A 14,837-nucleotide genomic window follows, 5' to 3' on the forward strand; every position below is an offset into this window, starting at 1 on the left:
TAGGAAACCCGGGGCGATTCAGGATGGGTCTCGGTGGTTTGCTCCATCTCGGCCTTGCGGCCAGCCATGTAGGCACTCTGCAGGTTGGTTTGATAGATGGTCTTGAGACGGCGCGGGCTGCCCAACTGGACCAACTCGCCGACACCCTGACTATCAACAATCACCTGTTTGCCCCACCAGCCTTGTGACTCAAGCGTGGGCTGCAGGGCTGCAATGAATTGCTTGAGGGTCTGACCTTCCTGCAAGGCAGTCTCCAGCGCGCCACGAATGTCCGCCAGCAGATCAAGGCGCATGGCCTTGGCGACGGTGAAGGCTTGGTCATGCGCCTGGTCGAGCATCTCCTGCCAGTTCCAAGTGAGCGCATAGCCTTTGGACTTCAGGTAGGCCACAGCGTTTTTGGGCTCAAGGCCGAAGATGGCCTTGAGGTCAACCGGGGTTGGGCTCTTGGTTGTGGTTGTCATCAGTCGTCCCGATCCACACTGGCATTCAAGCGGCCCCATGTGCCAGCTATGAACAGCAATCGCGTGAGGTTCTCCTGCAGCGCCTGGTCATCCATCGTAGGGTACGCCTCGGCCAGCAGGCCGAGTGCCTCGGCGTCTGTACGAGCGCGTAACAGCGCATCGATCACAGAGGCTACGACCTGTTCGCTCTGCTCCTGGAGCAATTCAGCGGGAAGGCTGTTGATGGCTTGATCAAGTGCTACCTGGTCGAGAATAGGCGCGAGGGATGCCTCGGCAAATTCTGGCGAATCCGTTGGAGCTTGAGTCTCGTCCAGGTCGCCATCCTGCAAGTTGTATGTGCGCTTCCAGTACTGCGGCGTGAATTTCACGCCCGCTTCAGTCAGGGACTTATCGCGGTCAGCCTGGGTCTTGTCGATCTCCTCCTGTTCCCATAGTTCGTACACAGGCGCGGTGACGCTCTCGCCGAAGTTCAGATCCACCAACCGTCGAATGACCGCGTTCATGGTCGCGGCAACAATGCCCTTGTCGCCGTCGCGGATGTCCTTGGTAACCTCCAGACCTGCTGTTGCACTGGCCCGGTTGCTGTTGGCTTCGGTGGTTTGGTTTTGTCCCAGCAGGCCAACGTTGATTTCACTACGGCAATAGACCAGCAACTCGCGATAGACATCGGCGCTGCCAGCTTTACCTGCAGCCTCCATGATCTCGACGCTGGAGTCATCCGGTATAACGGCAACGGCGTCCTGGACCATTGCTTCCAGGCTATCGAGCAGCAAATCAGTTTCGCCGGTACTGGCCCCGCGGGGGTGTTTACCGATCACCCAAGGTGATCCGTACTTCTCGGTGAACTGGACCCAGAACTTCAGGCCTCCCTTCATGAAAATCACTGGCCAAAAGCACATGGACAGATCGGCGAAGCCATACGGGTTGTTGTAGGTCGCATCCTGACGAGCCACGACAAAGCGTTGCGGGTCGCAAAGCTCGCCAGTCAACCCGGCATCGCGGGCACGGAAGCGCAAGTTGTTCTCCTGGTCATAGAGGAACCACTCGGCGGGCTTGCCCAGCAGATCCTCTGGCACGATGTTCATGCCGACCGGACGCCACATCAGTTCGATGGGCTGGAATCCGTACAATGGCGCGTCCAGCATCTCGCGAATAATGCGGTCGAGATCGAGGTCGGCGAGCCAGTCCCGCACGAAACGCTCAATCCTCACCGGGGCGTTGCCGCGCTTCAGATCGCGCTCCAGGGCGAGGACTGATGACTTACGGCGGCGGATGTTGCCACCGACCAGGGCCGAGCTGCGCAGATCTCGGTAGACCTTGATGTCTTTGCCCTGGGCCTTGAGGATCGGGTCGGGGTTGGGCAGATACATACCCAGCGCCTGGGCATCGAAGCTGCGCGCACGGCTGGCGATATGTTCGGTCAGGCCCTTATGTTTCGGCTCGGCGAAGTTGACGAATTCCGTGGGGGTGACCCACACACCTTTCTGATTCATGCGTACCCCTGGGTGATGCGGGCGCCCTGACGCGGGCGGCGAGACTTAACGGTTACCGGACCATTGGGGCCATCACTGGCATTCAACGCTAGAAAGCCCGCCCAGGTCCGGTCGGCGTGACCGGCCACATCGGATTCGGCCACAAAGCGTGGCGCCCCTGTGGGCCCGGCGACCTTCTGAAGTTTGTGCAGGTCGTTACGCAGTTCGGTGTCGCCCAGGGGAATACGAATCTGTTTGTCCTGGAACACTTCCTTGCCTCGGGTGGCCATGGTCAGCTTGCTGGCGGTGTTGAAGATCACCCCTTCGACCCGCATCGAGCCGTGCCGCCGCTTGGCATCTTCCACGGGCTTTTCACCCATGCCGGTTTGGTCCATGCAGCAACGCAACACCCGATAACGGGCGAACACGTCATCGAGCAGGGCGTCTTGCTCCAGGAAGGACGCACGTTTACGGGTGATGATTTCCCGCGTCCAGTACACGTCGCCCACCTGTTCCAGCACCCAGATCACGTACAAGTCATTGCGGATGCCGATATCGACACCCACGAAACATGGTCCCCCGGTGTACAGCTCCGGGCGACCGGCCTGGTCATGCTCCACATCGTTGATCAGCTCAAAGCTCAACCAGGCACTGGCTTCATCCAGCCACTGCAATTCAAATTCCTGCGCCCAGGCATCCTCATCATTGAGGGCGGCGCGCATCTGCTCGATATCCCGAGGCAGGCCATCGGCCACAGCAGCGTGAATATCGACCGTATGCCGCGACCAGATCTCGGCCAGCTTCTTGTCAGTCATCAGCTCATAGAACTTATTGCCCTTGCCGTTCGGGGTGCTGGTGATGCGCAGCTTCCAGCCGTTGGAGATCACGGGAAACAAGGCCGTCCAAATCTTCCGACTGTCCTGGTGAAAGGCGAATTCGTCCAGGAACACATTGGCGCTAAACCCCCGTGCGGTATCGGGGTTCGCGGGCAAGGCGGTGATCTTCGAACCGCCCGGCAAGACCACATCCAGCATGGTAAAGCGTTCGCCAGAAGATCCTTTGAACTCGCCCTCGATCTCCTGCACCGCCAGGTTATAGGCGCGGCAATGCTTCTTGACCCCTTCGTCCATGGCTTCCTTGGCCTGGCGTTCACCACGGGACAGAATGACCCAGCGAGTACGACCGCCACGGGATTCAGCCTCGAAACAGTCATCGACGATTTCCAGGGTGCTGGTGAAGGTCTTGCCGGTTTGGCGGGCAAACATGCCGATCTTGAAACGCTCACGGTCGCGCAGCCATTTTTTCTGGTAGGCGAACAGCGGTACGGCGGGCTGCAGGATGCTCATAGCCCATAGACCTCTTGTCGAATGCGTTGCAGGGTGTCTGCTGACAACGCGCCCGACTTACCCAGCTCGTCCAACTTGCCTTGCTGCTCGCGCACCAGGCGTTCCTGAGCGGCCTTCTCGATGGCCTGGCGCTCCTTGATACTCAGGGTGCGGGCCTGCATTGTGTTCTTGGCTGCCCGCGCCAGATCTGCCACTTCCTTGGTGGTGACATCATCCTTTTCATGGGCGCCCATGGCAGCCTGGTAAGCCAGGGTCGATATGGCCTCGACCAGCAAGGCACCAGTTTTGTCAGATGTGTCTTCACCGAAGGCGCCAACGAAGGCTTCGGCCTGCTCGCGGTGCTGGCGGGTCTTCTCGGTCAGCAGATCGAAGCCCTGCTTGAAGCGCCCCAACGCGCTGCGGCTGGGGGCTTTCTCGTTCGGAAAGCGCGACTGGATATCGGCCAGCATGTCGTCCAGCGTCATGCGGTCTTCGCGCAGCAGCTTCTGGATGTACGCCTTGACCATCGGTGGTAGACGATTGATGGACGACTTGCCCGCCATGGTTATGCCCCCGGCCGCTTGATGCCTGGCACCCGCGCACGTCCTGCCGCGATGTCCTGGCCACGCTCGGTGAGGGTGGCCACCAGTACTGGGCCAACATCGGAAACAGTCACCGCGCCTTGCTCGGCCAGCCAGTGCAGTTCGGTTTTAACCTGGTCGCGGCTGAGCGTATGGCCGAAGCTGTCCAACGCCATGGTCAGCACCGAACTGTTTGCCCGGTAACCGGTCGTCTCGGCCAGCAGGCGTAGAATCACCAGGCGATAATCTTCACGCAAAAAGGCGGCGTATTGGGTCATGTCTTCTCTCGCAGCAAGTAATCATTGATCCGGTCCAGCGAACGGGCTAAAGGGCCAAGTGCTTCCTTGACCCCCGACAGCTCGGCTCGTACCGCTTTCATGTCGCCCAGCAGATCGGTGACAGCCGTCTGGTCAGGCAGGTGCCGGACGTGCTCTTCCAAGGCGACGATGCGAGTACGCAGCTCCAGCAGCTCCTGAGCACTGGCGGCCTGTCGCTTGGTCATCCAGGTGTAAATGCTCAGTACCGTTAACATCAGCCATTGCACGGTTTGAAAGCCGAAGTTCAGTTCATTGAGGTTCATCGAATCCCTCGCTTACGCAGGTGATCAAGTGCTGATTTGCAGTCCACGCAGTGCTCAGTTCCAGGCTCGGCCTGACGGCGCTCTTCTGGAATCGCATCGCCACATTCATCGCAGCGATATGCCGAAGGTCCTGAGCGGCGCTGTATCCTGGTGTTGTGAATCTGCAGCGCGGCTTCGTTGAAGTCGTTGTCTTGAGCCAGATCAGCTACATCCATATGCGGTCAGTCCTTGCGTTGAAACGCGATGAGTTGGGCACGGAGACCCAAGGCCCAACGACCGTAGTCCTGGGCAAATGCGAGGATGTCTGCGGGGGTGACGCCGCTTTCCAGTAGTTCTTGCGTAGAACCGGGGGCTGGCCAGGCGGGCGCATCATGGACGGGGGTGTTGGTAGCTGGGGTGGTGGCAGGCAAATCGGCTCCACCGAGGGCGAGATTGAAGTCGCGCACCCAACCAGCAGTAAACACGCAGCGAGGGATAGGAGCAGGCTTGGCAGCAGGCCCCGGTAGATAGACAGTTGTGACATTGGGGATGCGCTCCTGAAGCTCTTGATGTGCGTCGGAAAGCTGCTGTTGGGTTTGCTGCAGTTGCCGGACAACCTTGTCCACGCGCTCTGCCTGCTCCTGAAGTGCTGAAAGATTCGCCTGAGCCAAATCAGCACGCTGATCCGCGTACTTTCGCTCCAGCCTGACCAAGGCTTCGTTGCCCACTGCGCGCTCACGAGCGGTGGCACCTTTATCGCCTGCAGTGAAAGCAATCAGCACAGAGATCGCCCAAGCAAACGCAAGCAGGACTGGCGCGTAGCGGCGCAGGGCTTCAAGTACGCCCATGGTTGAGGCTCCTACGGCTACGTGCCTTTCGTGCAGCACGACGAATGGCGGCAACACGAGGCTTACCGGTCCTGGTCAGCGGTTGGGGGCCGTGCCAGCTCGCCACGCCTGGCGATGACCAGGAGCGCGGGAGCAGCGAAAACAGATGGTTGAACATGCGGGCCAGCAGGTTCATGGGGTGTCCCCTTGATCCGGCCCTTGCTTCACCAGCCGTGCCAGGAAGAGCAGCACGGCCAACACGCTGTTGGCTGTCGCGTAGGTCGAGGGGGAAAGCTGGGCTTCCCACATGGGCAGGACGGTCACCTGCAGGAGGCCGAGCAACGCGATGACGATAGCCAACTGGACGCTATGGAGCTTCCAGCAGCAATGGCAGTTGTCGATCAGCTTCATGCCTGCTCCCCGTGATAGGCGTCGGGGACGATTCCGGCCAGGTGCAGGCCATCGTTTACCAGTGACTCTCCGTACCAATTGCCCTCGGGAAGTGGGCCGGAGCCGTTTTCATGACGAACAATTGCCTCGACCAGAGCCCGCATGGTGCGGTAGTCGTACACATCAATCCTGGTATCGGGGGATACGCCCACGCGGGTAGCGACTTGGCGGATGTAACTCTCAGTGTTGTTCTCGTTAGGCGGTGCCCAACGGCCAATGATTTGGCGGATGGTGCGCAGTTGGTGTTTGTCCTGGTAGGTGATCAACGTCCGGGCAAGTGCACGGATACCCCATTGAGCGCCGGTGAATTGAACGAATGCGGGATCATTTTGATTTGCCGACATGCCCTGCCAGCGAGTGCCTTTGACATGACGAATGTTGCCGGGGTTGAAGTTGCGGATACCGCGTGGGCTTTCGGGTCGCATCTGACGCCTCCTGTAATGGCGCCAGTTGCAGGCGCCAGAAATACACACGCCGCCATGATCGGCGGCGTGGTACAGGAAGGCTTTTAATCGAGTTTAAAGAGATGCTAGCGCAGGGTCTCCTACAGGGCTTCGATAACTGCCTGGACCTGCTCCGCTGCCTTGCTCTCTAGCCCACTGTTTAACTGAGCAACGACCAACCCGCTAGCCGATCGATAGAGATATGGGCCGGCAAGACCTTTGAAACCATCAAAGTAGCTGAAAAGCGCATCGCAATACTCAGGCTTCTCGCAGATAAAGATTTGCCCTCCCTTAGGAGCCACGCTAGGCAACACGAAAACTATATGCTCTCTATAGCTGTTAGGCAGCGGGCTTGAAGGCTTGCGGTTAGGATGCTGTACATCACTGTATTCGACGCCACCAGCTTTGAGCGCCTTCAGTAGCGTCTCGCTAGTGGTAGGTGTGGACTGCTTGCAGCCAGCGACGAAAGCGAAAGCACTTAAAACTAGCAGTATCCATATGCGCATGTTGATACCCCTTTCAGTCAGAACCATAGACCACCAACGAGAAGTCCAAATAGAAACAAGCCAGCAGCATTCCACTTATACGCAACCAAGAAGTCTCGTAATTCCATAAGACCAGGTTGGGGTGGCGCCACATACTGAAGCCCTAACACCGCAAAGTCCTGAATAAACGCCAGAACTACCTGTAGCTCAGAACGCTTAAGGCTTCCAAGATGAGTACGACCAAAGGTTCGATCACAGAAACTGTTCATCTCAGCTTTAGCATCTTTCTCAGCTACTGCTCGTAAGATCTTGCCTACCAGTCGCCGCTTGTCCGCCTCCTCTTGCAAGCTCTCCAGCCTTGCTTGGATGACTTTTCGAGCATCAACAAACTGTTCCGCTGTGATCTCGGAGACGGATGTCACCGCCAGCTGTGCGTGAACTGCTCGCCAAACATCCCGAGGGTCATCTCCAAGCTCCTCGCACTTTGCCCGCAGTTCATGAAGTTCTTTACGCTGCGCTGATACCAAAAAACGGGGCTCCGCTTTACCGGCAAGGTTGAAACTAACTCCGTAGTTGTTTATATCGCCTCCAGCCACTTGGCCTACCTCACCATGAAAATCCTGACTCATGGATCACTCCTTTGGTTTTACATTCCCGACATGAAATACAACCCCTGACTCGTTGGTAAGGCTACCTGCGACCGACTGCCCAACAGGCGCATGAAAAACCTGACTTACTGAAGCTGACCCAGCTGTGACAGCTGCAATGGCAGCAGCTTTTACAGCCGCAGGTGCAGATCGATATTTCTCCAGTAATTGCTTTTCCTCCTCATTAAGCACGCTCACAAGGCGCTCACCGGTTAAAACGTAAACCACATCCATTCCGAGAATACCTGCCAGCCCCATCAGGCTGTTGAGAGGGGCATTGCCTTTCGCCATCCAGTTGTAAATCGTGTTTCGAGCAACACCAAGCGTGCTGGAAATGGTCGTCACGCCACCAATCCGCTCAATCTCGGCTTCAAATCGCTCTCTAAATCCGCTCATAAAAATGACCTAAATGTATTGCATTGCTCAAAATATTGAGCAATTATGCTCTGCACAAACCACTCATATCTTTGCACCACAGGAGCCACCACCATGGCCACCCATGCCAAAGCCCTAACCGCCAGCCAGGTGAAGGAAAACTTCCGACGCGCTGGAAAAACGTTCACTCAATGGGCCAAAGAAAACGGCTACACCCGCAACGAGGTGTACCGCGTCCTCAACGGCCAGGCCAAAGCCAATTACGGCAAGGCCCATGATATTGCGGTGAAGCTCGGCCTCAAGCCGACTGCCGCGTTGGCAGCGTAATGGCTACCGCGTCGCAGTTCCGTACTTATCTCCTGGCGCTTGAGGTGCCGCAGATCGCCGTACGTTCTGTGCTTCTTTCAACTGGTCACACAGCCAGGCCAGCGTCTTGGTCGCCTCAGCCTCTATCGGCTGCCCAGGCCAGCGGATTGACAGTAAGGCATCGTGAAGCCCATCCGACGAAAAAAAACCTTGAGCCTCAAGAATCGCGGCGAGACGTAACCAGCTCTGCGCCAATGCATTTACCTGCGCCTCAAGCTTCTCAATACGGTCGGTCATTTCTCACGCCCATGTTGTGGAATGTACCCCAAAACATTGCATCCGACGCAATCACTTTGCATAGCTGCAAAATCTCAGATTGTTTGGAATGCCTTTCAGAAAGGTCTTTCCAATGAACCGCCGTCGTTGGAAGAGCATTCAACCGACCTCGCTGCGCCATGCGCTGGAGCTGTGCAAGGACTTCGCCAAAGACGCCCACAACAAAGGTGTCGAGCGCATAGCTGATGAAATGGGTGTCGCTGATCACTGGTCGGTTTACAAGTGGCTGCAGACAGGCCGCATGCCAGCCAACTTGATTCGTCCCTATGAGCGGGCTTGCTGTTGCGATTACGTCACTCGTTGGATTGCAGCCAGTGCAGGCCGGTTGACCATTGACGTGCCCACAGGTCGGGGCTGTACCGCCCAGGACACGCAGGCTTTGCAGGAGCTGCTCACTACTGCTGCTGGAAAGCTGCTCGCGTTCTACGCCAAGACCTGTGAAGCCGACGAAACCCTGGCAGCCATACAGGCCGCAATGGAAGGGCTTGCCTGGCATAGAGGCAATGTCAGCCAAACCCAACAACCACAACTTGAACTGGAGGGGCAATCATGAACCGCACCGTATCTGCCGCCGCACGTGTGTTGCGGGTGCTCAAAGCCTTGAAAGGCCACACCGTGACAGGCCTTAGCAACGTCGAATTGGCCCAACTCACTCAGGACAGCCCCAGCAACATCACCCGAGCAATGCAGACCCTGATCGAAGAAGGTCTTGCGGTGAAGCTGGACAACGGTCGTTTCGCTCACTCAGTGGGTGTGCTGCAGATCGCCCAGGCTCATGCCGAGCACATGACCCGCTTGACCAACCGCATGCAGGAAATCAACCAGCGTATCGCCGCTGGATCGATGAATTAAGGAGAAGACCATGGCACGTACCAAATCCCCAGTTACAGATGTTGTTGAGCTGCCTGCCCTGGACGGCGAGATGCTGACTGCTAATCAGAATGCGATGGCAGCCCTACTGTCTTCCCATAGTGACGAACGTGACCTTGTTAACCAACTTTTGGGGCAGACCCAAATGGCCGGCGCATTCGAGGATTTTTCACGAACGGTTCGTGCTTCGAAGCTGGCCTTCGTCAAGGAAAACAAGCTCTACAGGGCTCTTAAGGGCAAGAAAAGTACGAACGGTTCGTGCTTTTCGGGTACCTGGGAAGAGTTTTGTGAATTGCTGGGAATCTCCCATGACAAGGCGAACATGGATATTACCAACCTGCAGTGCTTCGGCGAAGAAGCACTCGACTCCATGTCCCGCATGGGTATCGGCTACCGCGAAATGCGCCAGTACCGCCGCTTGCCCGAAGACGAAAAAACCGCCCTGATCGAAATCGCCAAGACCGGAGACAAGGACGCGTTCGTCGATCTCGCCGAAGAAATCATTGCCAAGCACGCCAAGGAAAAAGAACACCTGACGCAGAGCCTGGACAAGGTCAATGCCGAGTACGAGGCGCAAAGCGAAATCCTGGCCGAGAAAAACCAGGAACTGGATGGCACCAAGCGGGAACTGGCCAAAACCCGCAAGCGCATCCAGTTCGCCGAGCCGGACGAGGTGATCAAGGACCTGCGCACCGAGGTGCTGGCCTTGGCATCGGAGTTTGAATTGACCGTGCTGGGCAAGTTGCGCGAGGGCTTCGGCAAGATGGCCGAACACGGCACGACCCACGGCCAGGACCATCGTTTCTACCAGGCCGATCTGATCCGCCAACTGGAACTGGCCCTGGCCACCTTGCGCAGCGACTTCCACCTGCCCGAACACCGGGAGAACGAAAGCCCCGTCTGGATGGCTGGCAGTGAGGCTTGAACGTGAATCCCGTGCTGATTCAGCAATTGACGCAGATCGCCCGGCAAGCCGCCAGCGCCCCGTACGGCCAACGTACCGCGATCTACAAGAACGGTGCGGCACAGCTGGAGATGTCCATTCAAACCCTACAACGCAAGCTGAAGGAGGTTCACTTGACCAAGCCTCGCAAAGTTCGCAGCGACGCAGGCCGCACCACCTTGACATTGGAGGAGGCGCGTTTGATTTCGGCGGTACTGCTGGAGTCGATCCGCGCCAACGGCAAGCAGTTATCCACCATCGAGCGAGCGGTTGAGCGCTTGCGCAGCAACAGCCTGATTCTGGCCGGGCGTACCGATGCATCCACAGGGGAGTTTTTTCCAATGAGCACCAGCGCTATCAGCCGCGCACTGCGCGGTTACAAGCTCCACCCCGAACAACTGCTGCAGGACGCCCCGGCGGTCTCCCTGGCCAGCAAACACCCGAACCATGTCTGGCAGATCGACGCCTCGATCTCGACCCAGTTCTACCTGGCCGATGACGGTGCTCGGGTGATGAACAAGGCCGAGTTTTATGACGGCAAGCCCGCCAACCTGCGCAGGATCGAGCGCCAACGGTTGTGGCGCTACGTGGTGACCGACCACGCCAGCGGCACCCTGTACCTGGAGTACGTTCTGGGCGCCGAGTCGTCGGAGAACCTCTGCAGCGTGTTGATCAACGCCATGCAGAAGCGTCATGCCGCCGATCCGTTCCATGGCGCGCCGTGGATAGTGACCACCGACCCTGGCGCGGCGATGACCAGCAGCCGGTTTGGCAACCTGTGCCGGAGCATGTCCATCGACCTGATCATCAACCAGGTGGGCAACGCACGGGCCAAGGGCCAAGTCGAGCAGGCGCATAACATCGTCGAGCGTGAATTTGAAAGCGCCTTGAAGTTTCAGAGCGCGGAAACCCTGGAGCAGATCAATGAATGGGCCGCGCAGTGGATGCGTTACTTCAACGCCACGGCCATTCATTCACGCACCCAGCGCACCCGCTACGGCGTGTGGCAACTGATTCGCCCGGAACAACTGCGCTTGGCGCCTAGCATTGAAGTGTGCCGGGAACTGGCAGTCAGCACACCGGAGCCGCGCACCGTCAGCAACTTGCTACAGGTTTCGTTCCGGGGCGCCAAGTTCGATGTCAGCACGGTGCCCGGGGTCATGGTGGGTGAAAAACTGTTGATCACTCGCAACTGCTGGCGCGACCAGGACACGGCCATCGCCGTGCTTATGGGCGAGGACGGTCGTGAGCAGTTCCACATCATCGAGCGGATCGAACTCGATGCCTTTGGCTTTGCAGTAACGGCGGCGGTGATCGGCGAGCAGTATAAAAGCCATGCTGAAACACCCGCCCAGGCCTCGCGCAAGATCCTGGAGCAGCTTGCCACCGGCACCAGCAGCGCAGCGGATGCCGAAGCGGCACGCAAGACCAAGGCCGTTCCGTTCGGTGGCCTGATCGATCCGCACAAGCCTGTTACCGACACCGTGTTGCCGACTTACATGCCACGGCGCGGCACATCCTTGGAAGTCAACGCGCCCAGCGTCGGGTTGGCGCCTCTGAGTCTTGTCGAGGCCGCGAAGTTACTTCGCCCACGCCTGGGCAACCTCTGGACAGCCAAGACTTTCACCTGGCTGCAGGAGCGTTATGCGCAAGGCGTTCCACAAGAACAGCTTGAGATCATTGAGGCCGAGCTGAAACAACCTGCCGAGGTGGTCATTGCCCCGCTCAGCCTGATGCGGGTTGTGGGAGGTGAATGATGTTGAAACTCAAGCACGTTTTGCAAGGCATCGGTCGGCCTCAGTCGGCCTTGGCCGAATCGCTCAAGCTCAGTGATGCGACCGTCGCTCAGTTGCTGAACCACGGTCAGTGGCCGCGCAGCTTGGACAGCGAGGAGTTGCAGGGCCGCATTCGTGTATTCCTGACCGAATGCGGCGCCAACGATGCCGATATCGCCAACGCCTTTGAAGAAGTGGATCTGCCGTGCGCCAACACGGCAGATCCGACCCTAGTGAAAGAGCCGTCCTGGGAGGACGAACCTATGTTACTGCCAAAGCAAACGCTACAGCCAGCTACACGGAAAGCCTTCGGCTTGTTCCGCGACCCCTTCGATGACCTGCAATGCGCCCAGGATATGTGGTCCAGCCCGGAGATTCGTTATGTCCGTGAGTACATGTACCAGACAGCGCGCCACGGTGGTTTCCTGGCAGTCGTGGGCCAATCAGGCGCAGGTAAAAGCACATTGCGCCGTGATCTGGTGCACCGGATCACCGAGAACGGTGACCCGGTGATCATCATCGAGCCTTATGTCCTGGCCTCCGAAGACAACGATACCAAGGGCAAACCGCTGAAAAGCACACACATCGCCGAATCCATCATGGCGGCAGTGGCGCCCTTGGAGAAAGTCAAAAGTAGCCCCGAGGCGCGGTTCGCCCAGTTGCACAAGGCTCTGAAGGAGTCCAATACCGCCGGATATCGCCACTGCTTGGTGATCGAGGAGGCGCACAGCCTGCCAATCTCGACGCTCAAACACCTCAAACGTTTCCTTGAACTGGAAGCCGGATTCACCAAGCTGATCAGCGTCATCATCATCGCTCAGACAGAGCTTTTGATGAAGCTCAGTGAGCGCAACGCCGATGTGCGCGAGGTGGTGCAGCGCTGCGAGCGAATCGAGCTGCAACCCATTGCAAACGAGCGCCTGGGGGAGTTCTTGAAGTTTCGTTTCGAGCGTGCGGACAAAGCCCTCAGCGAGGTCATGGACGACAGCGGTATCCAGGCGATTGCTGAACGCCTGTCCCGGCCCGGCAAGAGCGGGCGCGATGCCGTTGTTTCGTCGCTGTACCCGCTGGCCATCGGCAACCTGATGACCGCCGCCATGAACCTGGCCGCAGACCTGGGAGCCCCCATGGTTACCGCCGACATCGTCAAGGGGGTGTGAGATGAACCCATTTGTACAACCAGTACCGGATTTTCCCAGCACTCTCGACAGCGCATTCAGTGAGCGGTTGGCTGCTTTCAACGACCTGGGCCGCAGCCTGCGCGAGGCGGGCATTCAGCCTCAGCACCTGGTACTGACGGACAACAAGATTTTTATCAGCCCCGACTGTGTCGATCTGCTGAGCCGCCGCTTCGGGCACGAACTGCGCTGCGTCCGCTACAGCACTCGGGGGCCGTTCACCTACAGCACCGTGACGATTCGGGGGATCGATGTCGTGTGGTTCGAACCGGTGAAGGAGCAAGAGCCATGAGAGAAGTCACTGTTCACGCCTGCTCGACACAGTGTAACCCGGACCTGCTGAATGAGCAGGAAGTACGAGCCGAGCTGAAACGGGCCAATGGCGAGTTGTTCGCCAAGGACCTGCTGATCATTGAGTTGAAACAGCAGGCCGGTGCACTCGACCGCATCTTGATCAGCTTGGCCAAGCTGCAACTCGCCGGTAACTACAGCGCTCTCCGTAGCGAAATGCAGCGCCTCGCTGCCCACTACCAACAGCAACAAGCGGCGCAACGAGCCGCAAGGCAGGTGCATTGATGAACCCATCCCTAGTCACTGCCATCGCTGCCCTACGTGACGCTGTCAGCCATGAAAGCCCAACCATGTTTTGGGGCGAGGCGATGAAGCACGTTTCCTTGCTGCTCATTCACATTGACCGCTATGGCCTTTCTGTAGGCGGCATGCCTGCTGAGATCAATGAACAGTTGCTCGCCTGGATCGTAGACCAAGCGTTTGACGGCGCCATAGAAGATGACAGCGTCATTCGCGACATCTACCGCCTGATTGCGCAGGACCACGCGGCTTTCAGCGAAACGGAATACGCGAAGAACGCCCCCGCGTCACTGCGGAGCGTGCTGGCTGAGCGTATCCGCCAGATTCAGGTGGCATGTTTTTATCCCGAGCAGGATGACGAATACATCGGCGGTGATCTCGCTATCGCAGCTGCTTGTTACGCCACCGAGGCATTTGTCCAGGCCTCTGAAATCGAGGGCGTCATGCGCATTGTTCCAGAGGCTTGGCCTTGGATGGCCGAGTCCTGGAGGCCTCGCGACCAACACCGAAACCTGGTCAAGGCTGGTGCCTTGATCCTTGCTGAAATTGACCGGCTCGACCGCGCTGCAGCGAGTCTCCAAAAGGAACAACGCTATGACTGATATCACCATTCCTGCAGGATTCGTACGCAACGCCGTTGGCCACCTGGTTCCGGTTGACCAGGTGCGCGAGCACGACAAGCTGCGTGACGGAGTTGCGCGTGATCTTGGCACCGCCGCTGAGCAGCTCAGCCAGGCATTGGCCCATTTCAAGAAACAGGCCCTGGCCGACATTGCCGATCTGATCGCCCTTTCGTCCGAGCGCTACGGTGTCACGCTGGGCGGCCAGAAAGGCAATGTCTCGATCACCACCTACGACGGCGAGTTCAAGATCGAGCGGGCCTATGCCGACCGGGTTGTTTTTACCGAGGAAATCCTCGCTGCCAAAGAACTGATCAACCAATGCATCAACGCCTGGTCCGAGGGCGCCAACAGCCACCTGCGTGTTCTGGTTGACCGTGCATTCAGGGCCAACCGCCAGGGGCAACTGATGGTCAAGGACGTGCTCAGTTTGTTGCGTGTGGAGATCGACGATCCCGACTGGAAAAGAGCCATGCAGGCGCTGAAAGACTCCATCCAGGTTAACGGCACTGCCGTCTACATCCGGGTCTATAAACGCCAGGGCAATACCGACCAGTACTTGCCTATCAACCTGACTTTAGCGGGGGTGTGAA

Annotated in this window: 23 protein-coding genes and 1 pseudogene; 10 read left to right on the forward strand and 14 right to left on the reverse strand. The window is 58.1% G+C overall.

The features are described from left to right. The 13 genes and pseudogenes from U873_RS0132075 to U873_RS36805 all read right to left on the reverse strand — a co-directional run. A pseudogene (locus U873_RS0132075) lies at positions 1–461 on the reverse strand (phage head morphogenesis protein); the annotation flags it as partial. Next, entirely contained in the window at positions 461–1,954 is a 1,494-nt protein-coding gene (locus U873_RS0132080) for a DUF935 family protein (protein ID WP_025132154.1), read from the reverse strand. The pseudogene U873_RS0132075 and the gene U873_RS0132080, both read right to left, overlap by 1 nt. Further along, positions 1,951–3,279, reverse strand: a complete 1,329-nt coding sequence (locus U873_RS0132085; protein ID WP_029978802.1) for a terminase large subunit domain-containing protein — start codon at positions 3,277–3,279, stop codon at positions 1,951–1,953. The genes U873_RS0132080 and U873_RS0132085 overlap by 4 nt, the downstream gene beginning before the upstream one ends. Next, entirely contained in the window at positions 3,276–3,821 is a 546-nt protein-coding gene (locus U873_RS0132090) for a phage protein Gp27 family protein (protein WP_025132156.1), read from the reverse strand. The genes U873_RS0132085 and U873_RS0132090 overlap by 4 nt, the downstream gene beginning before the upstream one ends. A gap of 2 nt (positions 3,822–3,823) precedes the next feature. Next, on the reverse strand, positions 3,824–4,117 hold the full coding sequence (locus tag U873_RS0132095; protein WP_025132157.1) for a hypothetical protein: 294 nt from the start codon (positions 4,115–4,117) through the stop codon (positions 3,824–3,826). Continuing rightward, a complete protein-coding gene (locus U873_RS0132100; protein WP_025132158.1) occupies positions 4,114–4,419 on the reverse strand; it encodes a DUF2730 family protein in 306 nt (101 codons plus the stop codon). The genes U873_RS0132095 and U873_RS0132100 overlap by 4 nt, the downstream gene beginning before the upstream one ends. Next, on the reverse strand, positions 4,416–4,634 hold the full coding sequence (locus U873_RS35650; RefSeq protein WP_025132159.1) for a TraR/DksA C4-type zinc finger protein: 219 nt from the start codon (positions 4,632–4,634) through the stop codon (positions 4,416–4,418). Before U873_RS35650 ends, U873_RS0132100 begins: the two co-directional genes overlap by 4 nt. Before the next feature lie 6 nt (positions 4,635–4,640). Further along, positions 4,641–5,246, reverse strand: coding sequence for a hypothetical protein (locus tag U873_RS0132110; protein WP_025132160.1), 606 nt, complete (start codon positions 5,244–5,246; stop codon positions 4,641–4,643). A 171-nt stretch (positions 5,247–5,417) separates the two neighbouring features. Then, positions 5,418–5,636 carry a hypothetical protein gene (locus U873_RS0132115; RefSeq protein ID WP_025132161.1) on the reverse strand — a complete coding sequence of 73 codons (219 nt, stop codon included), beginning with the start codon at positions 5,634–5,636 and terminating at the stop codon, positions 5,418–5,420. Beyond that, positions 5,633–6,100 (reverse strand): hypothetical protein, encoded by a 468-nt coding sequence (locus U873_RS0132120; RefSeq protein ID WP_025132162.1) that lies wholly within the window; start codon positions 6,098–6,100, stop codon positions 5,633–5,635. The genes U873_RS0132115 and U873_RS0132120 overlap by 4 nt, the downstream gene beginning before the upstream one ends. 119 nt (positions 6,101–6,219) lie before the next feature. Continuing rightward, the gene (locus U873_RS0132125; RefSeq protein ID WP_025132163.1) at positions 6,220–6,624 is read right to left on the reverse strand and encodes a hypothetical protein; all 405 of its coding nucleotides are present in this window, start codon (positions 6,622–6,624) and stop codon (positions 6,220–6,222) included. 17 nt (positions 6,625–6,641) lie between these two features. Beyond that, positions 6,642–7,232, reverse strand: a complete 591-nt coding sequence (locus U873_RS0132130; RefSeq protein WP_025132164.1) for a hypothetical protein — start codon at positions 7,230–7,232, stop codon at positions 6,642–6,644. Positions 7,233–7,235: 3 nt separating this feature from the next. Further along, on the reverse strand, positions 7,236–7,646 hold the full coding sequence (locus U873_RS36805; protein WP_157838133.1) for a helix-turn-helix domain-containing protein: 411 nt from the start codon (positions 7,644–7,646) through the stop codon (positions 7,236–7,238). 93 nt (positions 7,647–7,739) lie between these two features. On the opposite strand from U873_RS36805, the gene U873_RS0132135 reads away from it, so the two are divergent. Then, positions 7,740–7,952, forward strand: a complete 213-nt coding sequence (locus tag U873_RS0132135) for a DNA-binding protein (protein ID WP_025132165.1) — start codon at positions 7,740–7,742, stop codon at positions 7,950–7,952. A 3-nt stretch (positions 7,953–7,955) separates the two neighbouring features. Here U873_RS0132135 and U873_RS36455 read toward each other — a convergent pair whose 3' ends face one another. Further along, positions 7,956–8,228 carry a hypothetical protein gene (locus U873_RS36455; protein ID WP_177330339.1) on the reverse strand — a complete coding sequence of 91 codons (273 nt, stop codon included), beginning with the start codon at positions 8,226–8,228 and terminating at the stop codon, positions 7,956–7,958. Positions 8,229–8,340: 112 nt separating this feature from the next. Here U873_RS36455 and U873_RS0132140 point away from each other — a divergent pair, with 112 nt between their 5' ends. Genes U873_RS0132140 through U873_RS0132180 form a run of 9 tightly spaced genes read left to right on the forward strand, consistent with a single transcriptional unit; the run spans position 8,341 to position 14,836 of the window. After that, positions 8,341–8,820 carry a hypothetical protein gene (locus U873_RS0132140; RefSeq protein WP_025132166.1) on the forward strand — a complete coding sequence of 160 codons (480 nt, stop codon included), beginning with the start codon at positions 8,341–8,343 and terminating at the stop codon, positions 8,818–8,820. Then, on the forward strand, positions 8,817–9,119 hold the full coding sequence (locus U873_RS0132145) for a helix-turn-helix domain-containing protein (protein ID WP_025132167.1): 303 nt from the start codon (positions 8,817–8,819) through the stop codon (positions 9,117–9,119). Before U873_RS0132140 ends, U873_RS0132145 begins: the two co-directional genes overlap by 4 nt. A gap of 10 nt (positions 9,120–9,129) precedes the next feature. Continuing rightward, positions 9,130–10,062: a hypothetical protein gene (locus U873_RS0132150; RefSeq protein WP_025132168.1), complete on the forward strand. Its 933-nt coding sequence runs from the start codon at positions 9,130–9,132 to the stop codon at positions 10,060–10,062. Between the two features lie 2 nt (positions 10,063–10,064). After that, positions 10,065–11,837 (forward strand): DDE-type integrase/transposase/recombinase, encoded by a 1,773-nt coding sequence (locus U873_RS0132155; protein WP_025132169.1) that lies wholly within the window; start codon positions 10,065–10,067, stop codon positions 11,835–11,837. After that, complete coding sequence (locus tag U873_RS0132160; RefSeq protein WP_025132170.1) at positions 11,837–13,015, forward strand: ExeA family protein; 1,179 nt, start codon at positions 11,837–11,839, stop codon at positions 13,013–13,015. Before U873_RS0132155 ends, U873_RS0132160 begins: the two co-directional genes overlap by 1 nt. 1 nt (position 13,016) lies before the next feature. Then, positions 13,017–13,325, forward strand: coding sequence for a hypothetical protein (locus tag U873_RS34610; RefSeq protein ID WP_029978804.1), 309 nt, complete (start codon positions 13,017–13,019; stop codon positions 13,323–13,325). Then, positions 13,322–13,609, forward strand: coding sequence for a hypothetical protein (locus U873_RS0132170; RefSeq protein ID WP_025132172.1), 288 nt, complete (start codon positions 13,322–13,324; stop codon positions 13,607–13,609). Before U873_RS34610 ends, U873_RS0132170 begins: the two co-directional genes overlap by 4 nt. Continuing rightward, complete coding sequence (locus U873_RS37305) at positions 13,609–14,226, forward strand: hypothetical protein (RefSeq protein ID WP_025132173.1); 618 nt, start codon at positions 13,609–13,611, stop codon at positions 14,224–14,226. The genes U873_RS0132170 and U873_RS37305 overlap by 1 nt, the downstream gene beginning before the upstream one ends. Continuing rightward, positions 14,219–14,836 carry a DUF3164 family protein gene (locus U873_RS0132180; protein ID WP_025132174.1) on the forward strand — a complete coding sequence of 206 codons (618 nt, stop codon included), beginning with the start codon at positions 14,219–14,221 and terminating at the stop codon, positions 14,834–14,836. Before U873_RS37305 ends, U873_RS0132180 begins: the two co-directional genes overlap by 8 nt. Position 14,837: the final 1 nt, after the last annotated feature.

This window comes from Pseudomonas sp. PH1b, assembly GCF_000633395.1.
Taxonomy (GTDB): domain Bacteria; phylum Pseudomonadota; class Gammaproteobacteria; order Pseudomonadales; family Pseudomonadaceae; genus Aquipseudomonas.

Coding starts and splice junctions, on each gene's coding strand:
- U873_RS0132120 (WP_025132162.1), bottom strand. CDS start 6,100: ATGCGACCCGAAAGCCCACGCGGTATCCGCAACTTCAACCCCGGCAAC.
- U873_RS36455 (WP_177330339.1), bottom strand. CDS start 8,228: ATGACCGACCGTATTGAGAAGCTTGAGGCGCAGGTAAATGCATTGGCG.
- U873_RS0132110 (WP_025132160.1), bottom strand. CDS start 5,246: ATGGGCGTACTTGAAGCCCTGCGCCGCTACGCGCCAGTCCTGCTTGCG.
- U873_RS0132150 (WP_025132168.1), top strand. CDS start 9,130: ATGGCACGTACCAAATCCCCAGTTACAGATGTTGTTGAGCTGCCTGCC.
- U873_RS34610 (WP_029978804.1), top strand. CDS start 13,017: ATGAACCCATTTGTACAACCAGTACCGGATTTTCCCAGCACTCTCGAC.
- U873_RS0132160 (WP_025132170.1), top strand. CDS start 11,837: ATGTTGAAACTCAAGCACGTTTTGCAAGGCATCGGTCGGCCTCAGTCG.
- U873_RS0132145 (WP_025132167.1), top strand. CDS start 8,817: ATGAACCGCACCGTATCTGCCGCCGCACGTGTGTTGCGGGTGCTCAAA.
- U873_RS0132080 (WP_025132154.1), bottom strand. CDS start 1,954: ATGAATCAGAAAGGTGTGTGGGTCACCCCCACGGAATTCGTCAACTTC.
- U873_RS0132140 (WP_025132166.1), top strand. CDS start 8,341: ATGAACCGCCGTCGTTGGAAGAGCATTCAACCGACCTCGCTGCGCCAT.
- U873_RS35650 (WP_025132159.1), bottom strand. CDS start 4,634: ATGGATGTAGCTGATCTGGCTCAAGACAACGACTTCAACGAAGCCGCG.
- U873_RS0132095 (WP_025132157.1), bottom strand. CDS start 4,117: ATGACCCAATACGCCGCCTTTTTGCGTGAAGATTATCGCCTGGTGATT.
- U873_RS0132130 (WP_025132164.1), bottom strand. CDS start 7,232: ATGAGTCAGGATTTTCATGGTGAGGTAGGCCAAGTGGCTGGAGGCGAT.
- U873_RS0132180 (WP_025132174.1), top strand. CDS start 14,219: ATGACTGATATCACCATTCCTGCAGGATTCGTACGCAACGCCGTTGGC.
- U873_RS0132125 (WP_025132163.1), bottom strand. CDS start 6,624: ATGCGCATATGGATACTGCTAGTTTTAAGTGCTTTCGCTTTCGTCGCT.
- U873_RS0132085 (WP_029978802.1), bottom strand. CDS start 3,279: ATGAGCATCCTGCAGCCCGCCGTACCGCTGTTCGCCTACCAGAAAAAA.
- U873_RS0132135 (WP_025132165.1), top strand. CDS start 7,740: ATGGCCACCCATGCCAAAGCCCTAACCGCCAGCCAGGTGAAGGAAAAC.
- U873_RS37305 (WP_025132173.1), top strand. CDS start 13,609: ATGAACCCATCCCTAGTCACTGCCATCGCTGCCCTACGTGACGCTGTC.
- U873_RS36805 (WP_157838133.1), bottom strand. CDS start 7,646: ATGAGCGGATTTAGAGAGCGATTTGAAGCCGAGATTGAGCGGATTGGT.
- U873_RS0132170 (WP_025132172.1), top strand. CDS start 13,322: ATGAGAGAAGTCACTGTTCACGCCTGCTCGACACAGTGTAACCCGGAC.
- U873_RS0132090 (WP_025132156.1), bottom strand. CDS start 3,821: ATGGCGGGCAAGTCGTCCATCAATCGTCTACCACCGATGGTCAAGGCG.
- U873_RS0132115 (WP_025132161.1), bottom strand. CDS start 5,636: ATGAAGCTGATCGACAACTGCCATTGCTGCTGGAAGCTCCATAGCGTC.
- U873_RS0132100 (WP_025132158.1), bottom strand. CDS start 4,419: ATGAACCTCAATGAACTGAACTTCGGCTTTCAAACCGTGCAATGGCTG.